11 protein-coding genes are annotated in these 10,159 nt (G+C 37.2%); 5 read left to right on the forward strand and 6 right to left on the reverse strand.

The features are described 5' to 3' along the window. The 4 genes from chbR to M983_RS07810 form a co-directional block, all read right to left on the reverse strand. Positions 1-715 (reverse strand): transcriptional regulator ChbR (chbR, locus tag M983_RS07795; protein WP_066749538.1); only part of this gene is annotated, 715 nt, incomplete at its 3' end. Between the two features lie 46 nt (positions 716-761). After that, positions 762-1,109: a PTS N,N'-diacetylchitobiose transporter subunit IIA gene (gene chbA / locus M983_RS07800; RefSeq protein ID WP_066749518.1), complete on the reverse strand. Its 348-nt coding sequence runs from the start codon at positions 1,107-1,109 to the stop codon at positions 762-764. 56 nt (positions 1,110-1,165) lie between these two features. Continuing rightward, a complete protein-coding gene (gene chbC, locus M983_RS07805; protein WP_066749519.1) occupies positions 1,166-2,524 on the reverse strand; it encodes a PTS N,N'-diacetylchitobiose transporter subunit IIC in 1,359 nt (452 codons plus the stop codon). 91 nt (positions 2,525-2,615) lie between these two features. Further along, the gene (locus M983_RS07810; RefSeq protein WP_066749539.1) at positions 2,616-2,942 is read right to left on the reverse strand and encodes a PTS sugar transporter subunit IIB; all 327 of its coding nucleotides are present in this window, start codon (positions 2,940-2,942) and stop codon (positions 2,616-2,618) included. A gap of 463 nt (positions 2,943-3,405) precedes the next feature. Between M983_RS07810 and M983_RS07815 the strand changes: the two genes are divergently transcribed. The 4 genes from M983_RS07815 to M983_RS07830 are packed head-to-tail and all read left to right on the forward strand — an operon-like array spanning position 3,406 to position 7,089. After that, a complete protein-coding gene (locus M983_RS07815; RefSeq protein ID WP_066749520.1) occupies positions 3,406-4,365 on the forward strand; it encodes a siderophore ABC transporter substrate-binding protein in 960 nt (319 codons plus the stop codon). A 10-nt stretch (positions 4,366-4,375) separates the two neighbouring features. Further along, the gene (locus M983_RS07820) at positions 4,376-5,338 is read left to right on the forward strand and encodes an ABC transporter permease (protein WP_066749521.1); all 963 of its coding nucleotides are present in this window, start codon (positions 4,376-4,378) and stop codon (positions 5,336-5,338) included. Continuing rightward, complete coding sequence (locus M983_RS07825) at positions 5,325-6,332, forward strand: iron chelate uptake ABC transporter family permease subunit (protein ID WP_066749522.1); 1,008 nt, start codon at positions 5,325-5,327, stop codon at positions 6,330-6,332. Before M983_RS07820 ends, M983_RS07825 begins: the two co-directional genes overlap by 14 nt. A 1-nt stretch (position 6,333) precedes the next feature. Further along, entirely contained in the window at positions 6,334-7,089 is a 756-nt protein-coding gene (locus M983_RS07830; RefSeq protein WP_066749523.1) for an iron ABC transporter ATP-binding protein, read from the forward strand. Positions 7,090-7,149: 60 nt separating this feature from the next. On the opposite strand, the gene M983_RS07835 is transcribed toward M983_RS07830, so the two are convergent. Beyond that, positions 7,150-7,704 (reverse strand): TetR/AcrR family transcriptional regulator, encoded by a 555-nt coding sequence (locus M983_RS07835; RefSeq protein ID WP_066749524.1) that lies wholly within the window; start codon positions 7,702-7,704, stop codon positions 7,150-7,152. Between the two features lie 90 nt (positions 7,705-7,794). Between M983_RS07835 and M983_RS07840 the strand changes: the two genes are divergently transcribed. Next, on the forward strand, positions 7,795-9,294 hold the full coding sequence (locus tag M983_RS07840) for an MFS transporter (RefSeq protein WP_066749525.1): 1,500 nt from the start codon (positions 7,795-7,797) through the stop codon (positions 9,292-9,294). 60 nt (positions 9,295-9,354) lie between these two features. Here M983_RS07840 and M983_RS07845 read toward each other — a convergent pair whose 3' ends face one another. Next, on the reverse strand, positions 9,355-10,140 hold the full coding sequence (locus M983_RS07845) for an AraC family transcriptional regulator (protein WP_066749526.1): 786 nt from the start codon (positions 10,138-10,140) through the stop codon (positions 9,355-9,357). Positions 10,141-10,159 lie beyond the last annotated feature (19 nt).

Consider the following 10,159-nt stretch of genomic DNA (forward strand, 5'->3'; position numbering starts at 1 on the left):
TATAACCAGAATCATACGCAATATCAGTGACAGAGTAATTCGTTATTTCTAATTGCCTTTTCGCAAAATTAATTCGTATATCATTAATAATTTGCATTGGTGTTTTATCATAATAACGTCGCGTTGCTCTTGTTAAGTATTCTTGAGACTTCCCTGATAAAAGGATCATATTTACTAATGCATTTTCACCAAATTTTTGTTTCTCATGCATTTCACTCACAGTCTCTTTTAGCCATAAAGGTACATCATCTTCTATTCGCGTATTCTTATAATGACGCAATCTATTCACAACATTAAAGGTGACAATTTCGATAAACTCATTGAATTCTGTATGTCTAAAATTTAATGAACTAATAACAGATTCTATATAAGAGAGAAATTCATTCTTTAATTCATAAACTTGAGATGCAATAAAATAAGAAGGTAATAAAGAAAGATAATGTTTATTAAAAAAATCTCTACTTATCCCTACATTTAAAATACGTGTCGCACCGAAATCGTAAAAACTTTCATGATAAGAACCAATAGGAATAAAAACAAAATCACCCCGCTCTAATAAAATACGCTTACCATTAATTTCTTGATAATAGCGTCCCGTTAAAACAATAGTGAATTCGTAATAATCATGTTGATGCAAGCCACTAACACTTTCTGTTTTATTATAAATAAAGACATGAAAGTTTTTACCATTAAATAGTTGGTTTTCATAAACCATACGTATTTCTGTTTGATCTTTTAATGACGGCACCACAACGCTCACCTTATTTTATCTTTTCATGTAAATCGATAAGTTCTGTCACTAATTCTCTTGCTAACATTGACGTCATTAAATGATCTTGTGCATGCACTAAGACTAAATTAACCTTTGTTTTACCCAAGCCTTGATCGTCACCAATTAAGCGTGTCTGAATTTTATGCGCTTCATTTAATGCTTCGCGAGACTGCTCCATCAAGCTTCTTGCCGTCACAAAATCCCCTTCTTTGGCTTTTTTTAATGCGCCATAAGCAACACTTCTTGCTTGCCCTGAATTAATAATTAAGCCCATGACAATCTCTTCAAGTGCATCTTCTGTTGCTGAGCTATCAAGTGTGTTTTCAATATCTAGCATGGTGTTTCCTCTTTAACTGTCAGGTGTAGAAAAACTACACCTGATTTTTTACTTATTTAAAACTTTAATGCATTCGCAATATCTTCTTCACTTTCTTCTTTATCTATTTCCGTTTGTGCTTTATTAGAGATAATCACAAAAGGTAAATAAAGTACGGTAGCCACACCTAAGTTAAATAGTGCGAGTAACAGCGCTGCAATACTGCCATTTGTATTAAAGAAAGCCCCTAAACCTGTTGGCATTGTCCAAGGTGCAATATTTGTCACAGGTGGGATAATCCCTAAATAATATGCAGTGACAGTAATTGTAGCCAATATAGGTTGAATAAGAATAAAAGGAATAAACATCACAGGATTCATAATGACAGGTAAACCAAAAATAATAGGTTCATTAATTTGGAATAAACCTGCTGGTAATGCCAGTTTTGCAACTTGTCGATGATCAGCACGACGAGAAGCGATAAAAATAGCCAAAATAAGCCCTAATGTCGCCCCTGTTCCTCCTAAGAAAATAAAGGAATCAAGCATTGGTTTAGCCCAAAGATGGAAGCTTTTACCTGCTGCTAATGCCGCATCAACAGAACCGTATTGTGTGTAGATAGCAACGTTTTCTAGTGCCCAAGGTGTCATAATCCCGCTATCAAGCGCAGCAAGAGCTAATGAACCATGAATACCAAAGAACCAAAGTAGTGATGTAAAAACAACATAAGCCCAACCCACAACAGAGCCCATAGAGGCTAATGGTGTTGAGATAGAATCTAAAATAATTTGGTGGAAGTGTGTACCATATTGCGCTAATCCCCAGGAAACAACGCCCATAATAGATAAAATGATAAAGCCAGGAATTAACGCGGAAAATGAACGAGAAACAGAAGCAGGCACACTGTCAGGTAAACGAATAACCCAGTTACGACGCACAATAAAGGTGAACATTTCAGCAACAACAAGGCCGATAATAATCCCTGATATGATATTAGCGCCACCAAGCCAATTGGCACCAACTGCATAAGCGCCACCAGCATCATAAGGTGTGACTGTCATAAAGGCAGCAATAGCTAATAACCCTGCAGCAATAGAGTCAACCTTGCGCTCTTCTGCTAATGCCATGCCGATAAAAAAGGGGGTCATTAGCGACATTATCCCTAATGTACCATTATAAACATTACCGCCAATCGCTTTAAAACCATTGAGTGTCTCTATCGTTGATGCATCAAGACGAACTCCGAGAGAGTAGAAAAAAGAACCTTCACCAAAACTAAGAAAAACATTATTGATAAGTACAAACATGGCGCCTGCAAGTGTTAATGGCATTAAACGGATAAATCCATTTTTAATCGCATTAACATGAGGTTGCTTTCCTATTTTAACAGCAAAAGGAAGGAGTACCTTTTCAAGTGAACCGATGACCTTACTCATAGAAAAATACCCTTAAAATGCCACTAATAACGCGGCTAGCTAAAAAATTCGCTCTTTGACTGGAATATAAAAAGATAAAAAAATAAAAATTTTAATAGGTTGTTTCTGCTGCTTTTTTAATGGATGCTACGGCGGCTTTTAGCACGCCTAAACCATCCACTTTGCCATATAATAAAGAGTCGATTACTTCGACGGGTTTATTAGGTAGTAACTTTTGAATATCAGGGAGCATCCAACTAATTTGTGGACCTAACAAAATTAAATCTGCTTCTTGTCCTTTTTGTGCGGCGAGTGTTTCTGGAAATGCTTCAATCACAACAGGAACATCGTATTTTTCTGCTTGTGCACGCATTTTAGTCACGAGAAGCGATGTAGACATGCCAGCAGAGCAAAATAGATAGATATATTTTTTTTGCATAAAATCCTCTTGAAATTTGCTATAGAGATAAATCATACCGTCTCTTGCGCATTCATTACTGTGTCAGTACAGAAACCGAACTGAAATTAAAAATAAGATTGTTTCTGCTTGAATTCAGTATACGTAATGAGAGTAGTTAGCGATATTTCTTAGAGGAGAATAGTTGTCTCTTATTGACTTGCTCTTTTGACGCCCTTCACAAATTGAGTAAATAATCTTCACCATTCTTTAAAAGACCAGAAAATCATCTCAAATCTTATCCTTCGTCTTTCAACCCATGATCTCTCTCAAAAAACAACCCATTTAGGAAAGTTAATCCTTTATTATTATGAGAATGTGAATTAGTATCATTATTCTTTATGATTTTGGTGTTATCATGAGTTTCTTTGTGGCTCTTACTATTTGAACCACTCACATCAGAAATTGTGTATTTCATGTTGCAACAAACAATATGGGAAAGAATATGTTTAAAAAGTCACTAAGCCCACTGTTTTTACTCCTTTCTTCGCTTGTTATCGCCGGTTGTGATAACGCACAAGATACATCAACAACGCAATCTACTGAGAAACAAACCCTCACGATTGAACATGCTCAAGGAAAAACTGAAATTCCAGCACATCCTAAAAAAACGGTTGTGATGAATATGGAAACACTTGATATTATTGATGCATTAGATGTGCCTATTGTTGGCCTTCCACAAACTAACGTTCACTTACCTAAGTTCTTATCTAAATATTCTGATAGCAGCAAATATACGAATGAAGGCGGATTATTTGAGCCTAATTATGAACAGTTAAGTAATACTGCTCCTGATTTAATTTTAGGTGGTAGCCGTGCTCGTGATGTTTATCCAAAGTTAAGTGAAATTGCACCAACAATTTCTATGGATATCGATAGCAAGCACTTTATCGATAGCCTGACAGAGCGCACAACAGAATTAGGTCAAATCTTTGGTAAAGAAGAACAAGCGAAAAAATTACTCGCTGACTTCAATAGCAAAATTGATACTGTTAAAACTAAAACACCAGATGCAGGTACAGCAATGGTTGTGCTAGTCAGTGGTGGTAAAATTTCAGCATATGGCCCAGGTTCACGCTTTGGCTTTATCTATGATGTACTTGGTTTCAAACCTGCTTATGAATTCGATAGCCCAGGCGCACACGGCAACATCGTTAACTCTGAGTTATTACTAAAACTCAATCCTGACTGGATGTTTGTTATTGACCGTGATGCAGCGATTGGTCGTGAAGATTCAAAACCCGCTAAAGAAGTGTTAGACAACGCTTTAGTAAGAAAAGTAAGTGCTTGGAATAAAGATCAAATCATCTATCTTGATGCCAATTCAATTTACATTTCAGGTGGGATCCAAACTTATTCAAATTTAATGGATACCATTAATCAAGCTTTGGATAACAAAAAATAAAAGTAACTGAATGAAAACGTTCCATTTGTCATTGGGGATAGGCGTTATTGCTATCCTCTCAATGATCAGTCTATTTATCGGCGCAGGAGATATTACTCCTGCTTCGCTTTTTTCTGATCCCGAAATGCGCGATATCTTTTTTATCAGCCGTGTTCCAAGAACTCTATCATTATTACTCGCAGGTGGTGCGATTAGTGTTGCGGGTTTAATTATGCAATTACTCACGCAAAACCGCTTTGTTGAACCCTCACTTGCAGGAACCACACAATCAGCAAGCTTAGGCTTACTCGTTGTCATGCTGCTGTTTCCTGCTGCGGGTATTTTTACAAAAATGCTGGTAGCAACTGTTTTTGCGTTATTGGGCACCATTTTATTTATGATGTTGTTGCAAAAAATTACATTAAAATCAGCGCTCATTGTTCCTTTAGTTGGCATTATGCTTAGTGCTGTTATTGGGGCTTTAACTATCTTTTTAGCCGTCTATTTCGACTTATTACAATCATTAGATGCGTGGACGAGTGGTGATTTTTCTAGCATTTTACAAGGGCGCTATGAACTTCTTTGGCTAGTTGGCGTTTTAGCGCTAATGGCATGCTGGGTAGCCGATAGTTTCACGGTTGCAGGAATGGGGCGCGAATTCTCAATTAACGTGGGTTTAAATTACCGTAAAGTGATGATAATTGGTCTTTCTATTATCGCGTTAATTAGTGGTGTTGTCGTTTCTGTTGTGGGTGCACTACCTTTCCTTGGGTTAATCGTGCCTAATCTCGTAAGCTTAGTCATGGGCGACAATATTCGCAAAACAATCCCTTGGGTTTGTTTAAGTGGTGGCGCTATCGTGTTGCTCTGTGATGTGATTGGACGCCTAATTCGCTATCCATTTGAAATTCCAGCCAGCGTGATTTTAGGCGCAGTCGGTGCTGTTATTTTCCTTTTCTTATTATTAAAGCAGCAACGTTATGCAAAAAGTTAATTCATCAACTATCAGCAAATGCACTAATGCTATTGGTCATGAGAAAAAATATTTTTCACCGATGGCTAGAATATGGCTATTACTCGGTGCATCATTAATCGCTATTGCTCTATTTATGACGATTAATCTTAACGGTAATATCTCTTATATTCTGACTCACCGCGCTTATATTATCCTCACCATGATAATTGTTGCTTTTGCTGCTGGTGTATCAACTATCCTATTTCAAACAATTGCAAATAACCGAATTCTAACCCCTTCTCTTATGGGGTTAGAGGCATTGTTTGTGTTATTACAGACGCTATTTATTTTCTTTGAAAGCGATTTACCCGCAACATGGATGATAAATATCGCTAAATTCTTTATTGAATCAGCGCTCTTAGTTCTCTTTTCGGTTTTACTCTATCGTTGGTTATTTAGCTCAGTGCGCTTTAATATCAATCTCGTCTTGATGATAGGGATTATCTTAGGCACGCTTTTTAGAAGTTCAGCAACCTTATTACAGCGTTTAATGGATCCTAACGAGTTCTCCATTTTACAAGGCCGTATGTTTGCTACTTTTACACGAGCAACACCTGATCTTATTTTTTGCGCATTAGCTATTATTGCTGTGGTGGGTATTTTACTTTGGCGCAAGCGTTATTGCTTTGATGTTATGGCGCTGGGTCAAGCTAATGCAATAAATTTAGGCATTAATTATCGTAAACAAACAACCTATATTTTACTGCTGATTTCAGTACTTGTTGCCGTTTCAACAGCTTTAGTTGGTCCTTTAACCTTTTTAGGGTTGATTGTCGCAAACCTTGCTTATCATGTGAGTGGCAGTAGCCAACATCGCTTTCTGATGCCTGTGGCTTTTTTACTAGGAACCATTGCCTTAATTGGTGGACAGCTTATTTTAGAATATGGCTTAAAAATGACAGGTACGCTTTCTGTTGTGATTGAATTTATTGGTGGTATGTTCTTTATCTATTTGGTTTTAAGAAGACTTTAACATGATTGAAATCAGCAAAATATCCAAATGCTATCAAGATGTTGCCGTACTTGATGATATTACGACAACCATTCAGCGTGGTGGTATCACATCCATTATCGGCCCTAATGGTGCAGGTAAATCAACATTACTGTCTGTCATTGGTCGCTTATTAGTACCAGAAAGCGGTAGCGTAAATGTCAACGGAATGGATGTCGCCACAACAGATAGCGATATATTAGCCAGAAATCTTTCTATTCTTCGTCAAGAAAACCAATTTGTAAGTCGTCTTACTGTTGAAGAGCTCGTTGGTTTTGGCCGCTATCCTTATTCTAAAGGGCGTCTAACACTTGATGATAAAAAAATTATTGATGAATCCTTAGACTTTCTCAACTTATCAGAGTTTCGTCACCGCTATCTTGATGAGTTATCAGGTGGACAACGCCAACGTACTTATGTTGCGATGGTGTTATGCCAAAATACAGAATATGTCATGCTTGATGAACCATTAAATAATCTCGACATGAAACATGCTGTGATCATGATGAAACTACTGCGAAAAGCTGCTGATGAGCTAGGAAAAACGATTATTATTGTGATTCATGACATCAACTTTGCTTCTGTTTATTCTGACTATATTTTAGCCATGCGTAACGGAAAACTCTATTATCACGGCTCTCCTAGAGAAATCATGAAATCAGAGATTATCGAGGATATTTTCGATACCCCCGTTGAAGTTAAAGAGCTTGATGATAAATTAATTGCGATGTACTACTAATTAAATCACTCTAATATTGATATAAAGCATGTCGTTGAAATGATTCACGACATGCTTTTTTTATAGCTTCGATTTAGATTGGTTAAGCATTGAATCAATATCTTCAAATATTGATTGCCATTCATTATCATCAATATCCATTAAACCAAAATAACGCAGTAAAAAACTACCTTCTGTCGCTAAAAAGGCAAGCCTTGCACGTTTACCTTCTTCTGTTGACATATCTAACCCTTCTAATCGTTCGTGATACCACTCTTTGGTGCTTTTTAAATATTCTGGCGTTTGTAATAGTGCGGCCATTAAGCTTGCACCTTTAGCAAAAGAGACTTTATCGTGATTGTGGGTTGCGTGAATATGCGCTTTAACACGTGTTACTGGTGAGTTATCGTTTTTAATCACTTCATTAAAACGGGTTTCATAATGACCTTCCCAATGTTCAAACATGGCATCAATCATGGCCTCTTTACTACTAAAACAATATTGCACACCACCTTTAGAAATGCCCATTTTTTTTGCAACAGTATCAATGGTTAAAGCCGCAGCCCCTTGCTCCATAACAATGTCAAAAATTGCATCAAGTAGTTTATCTCTGTCAATCGTTCGTTGGCGTCCCATTTAAAAAAACCTCTTTTCAATACGTCCGTATGGATTTATATTATAGCAGTAAGTAGTAAAATAATAGATATGATAATAACTGAGAATTATATGATAAGAGATTATAAACGTTGGATAGTATTACTTCTGGTATCTAGCATGTTGTTTCTCATAGTCGTCGATGTCACTGTGCTTTATACCGCATTACCACGGTTGACTCACGACCTAAACGCAAGTGCCTCTGAAAAATTATGGATAATGAATGCTTATCCATTGATAATGGCAGGTTTATTGCCTGCAACAGGTATGTTAACCGATAGAATCGGTCATAAAACGTTATTTATTTGTGGGCTTCCTTTATTTGCTATTGCATCACTTTGTGCGGCATTTTCACCCACAGCAACAACATTAATTGCTTCTCGAGGTTTTTTAGCTATCGGTGCGGCAATGAGTATGCCAGCAACACTATCGATTATTCGCCAAGTATTTAATAATCCACAAGAAAGAGCGGTAGCTATTGGTATTTGGTCTGCGGTTGCATCAGGCGGTGCAGCATTAGGTCCTCTGATTGGTGGAATTTTACTGAATAACTTCTGGTGGGGTTCTGTTTTTTTAATTAATGTTCCCATTGTTATTTTGGTTCTACCTTTCTCTATTTGGCTTATTCCAAGCTTTGCAGGTCATGGTAAATTCAAAATAGATTATTTCAGTTCATTGCTGGTTCTTATTGGCTTAGTCAGTGCAATTTATGCTTTAAAAGAGATCGGTAAGCCTTATATTGAGTGGAGCTATGCATTAATTGCAACAATAATAGCAACATTCTTTTTAACCCTTTTTGCTTTACGCCAGAAAAAGCAAACTCACCCTATGATTGATTTTCGACTATTTAAAAATCGATTTTTTAGCATTGGTATTTTAATGGCAGTGCTTTCTATGGTGATTATTGTTGGCATCGAACTATTACTCAGTCAACGTTTACAATTAGTCGCAGGTTTTACACCGTTACAAGCTGCATTAGTGATTTTGCCTATTCCGATTGGCTCTGTCTTAGCATCGCCATTAGCGGGTTATTTCTTAGCACGCCTTGGCGAAATTCGCCTTATTATTGCAGGCTTTGCAATTACATTAGCCGGTAATCTTTGGTTAATCGCGGTTTACCAAACGTTTTCATCCAGTGTGTTAATCGGGAGTTTATTTCTAATTGGGTTTGGGTTAGGTATTATTTTTACCACAGCAGCGACATCTATTATGCTCAGCGTTGCTGATAATCAAGCCGGTATGGCGGCATCAATAGAAGATGTGGCTTATGAGCTAGGTAATGTTATTGGTGTCACGTTTATGGGGAGTTTAATGAGTACCATTTACACCTTAAAACTCACGCTACCTGATTCGCTATCTGTCAGTGATATTGTTTACGATAGCCTAGATGAAGCTTTGATTGTTGCAAGTAAATTACCAGACTCAGCGTCAACATTATTAGTCTCACACGCGAATAGTGCTTTTGAGCAGTCATTTTTAGTGGTATTAATCGCAACAGCCACTATTACCGCACTCAGTTTAGTCTTTTTACCTTATTATTTACGTCATTCAACACGTAAACATATCGCTTAAGTCGCTATAATTCATAAAAGAATAGGTATTCAATAAGGTACCTATTTTTACTCATTTTCATCAAAATTGATCGATATCTAATCCATCAAGACTAAAATGCGAAGGTGATTGCCCCATCTGTTTTTTAAACATCGTCGAGAATGAACCCGCACTGTTATAACCCAAATCAAACGCAATTTCTGTAATACTACTCCCTGATAAGATTTGTGTGAGTGAATTTAGTAGACACACTTGCTGGCGCCATTGCGAAAAAGACATACCTGTTTGCTGGCGAAAATAACGACTAAATGAGCGCTCACTTTTATGCAATTTTTCAGCCCATTGTTGAGGTAATGAGTCTATTTTGGGATCACGAATAAAATCCCGACATAATTTTGCTAACTTAGCATCTTGAGGAATAGGGGCAAAAAAAGGCAACGGTTTGGCATTTGCTAATTCAGATAAGATTAACTGCATTAAAATACCATCACGCCCTTGTTTATCATATTTTGCAGGAATATCGACCGCTTCAAGAAGTAATTGTCGAAATAGTGGCGAAACACTAAGTACCTCGCATTGTTTACTATTACGTGGCGCGGCCTTTGGCTCAATATATAAACTGCGAGTGCTCACATCAAGCATACGTGTTTCATGGCCAGTTTCAGGAGGGATCCACACACCACAAGAAGGCGGAATAACCCACTCACCATCATTTGTACTCACTTCAATTAACCCTGTTGCAGGGTATAAAAATTGCGCACGACGATGTTGATGTGTTTCTAACAACGTATTTGGTAAATAGTCTGTACCCAGCGCAATAACATCTCTCTCAAGGGAATCAACGCTTTTTAAAGGGATATTTCTCACAATAAAATCGCTCTCTTGT

This window comes from Proteus myxofaciens ATCC 19692 (assembly GCF_001654855.1).
Classification (GTDB): domain Bacteria; phylum Pseudomonadota; class Gammaproteobacteria; order Enterobacterales; family Enterobacteriaceae; genus Proteus; species Proteus myxofaciens.

Coding starts and splice junctions, on each gene's coding strand:
- chbA (WP_066749518.1), bottom strand. CDS start 1,109: ATGCTAGATATTGAAAACACACTTGATAGCTCAGCAACAGAAGATGCA.
- chbC (WP_066749519.1), bottom strand. CDS start 2,524: ATGAGTAAGGTCATCGGTTCACTTGAAAAGGTACTCCTTCCTTTTGCT.
- M983_RS07810 (WP_066749539.1), bottom strand. CDS start 2,942: ATGCAAAAAAAATATATCTATCTATTTTGCTCTGCTGGCATGTCTACA.
- M983_RS07815 (WP_066749520.1), top strand. CDS start 3,406: ATGTTTAAAAAGTCACTAAGCCCACTGTTTTTACTCCTTTCTTCGCTT.
- M983_RS07820 (WP_066749521.1), top strand. CDS start 4,376: ATGAAAACGTTCCATTTGTCATTGGGGATAGGCGTTATTGCTATCCTC.
- M983_RS07825 (WP_066749522.1), top strand. CDS start 5,325: ATGCAAAAAGTTAATTCATCAACTATCAGCAAATGCACTAATGCTATT.
- M983_RS07830 (WP_066749523.1), top strand. CDS start 6,334: ATGATTGAAATCAGCAAAATATCCAAATGCTATCAAGATGTTGCCGTA.
- M983_RS07835 (WP_066749524.1), bottom strand. CDS start 7,704: ATGGGACGCCAACGAACGATTGACAGAGATAAACTACTTGATGCAATT.
- M983_RS07840 (WP_066749525.1), top strand. CDS start 7,795: ATGATAAGAGATTATAAACGTTGGATAGTATTACTTCTGGTATCTAGC.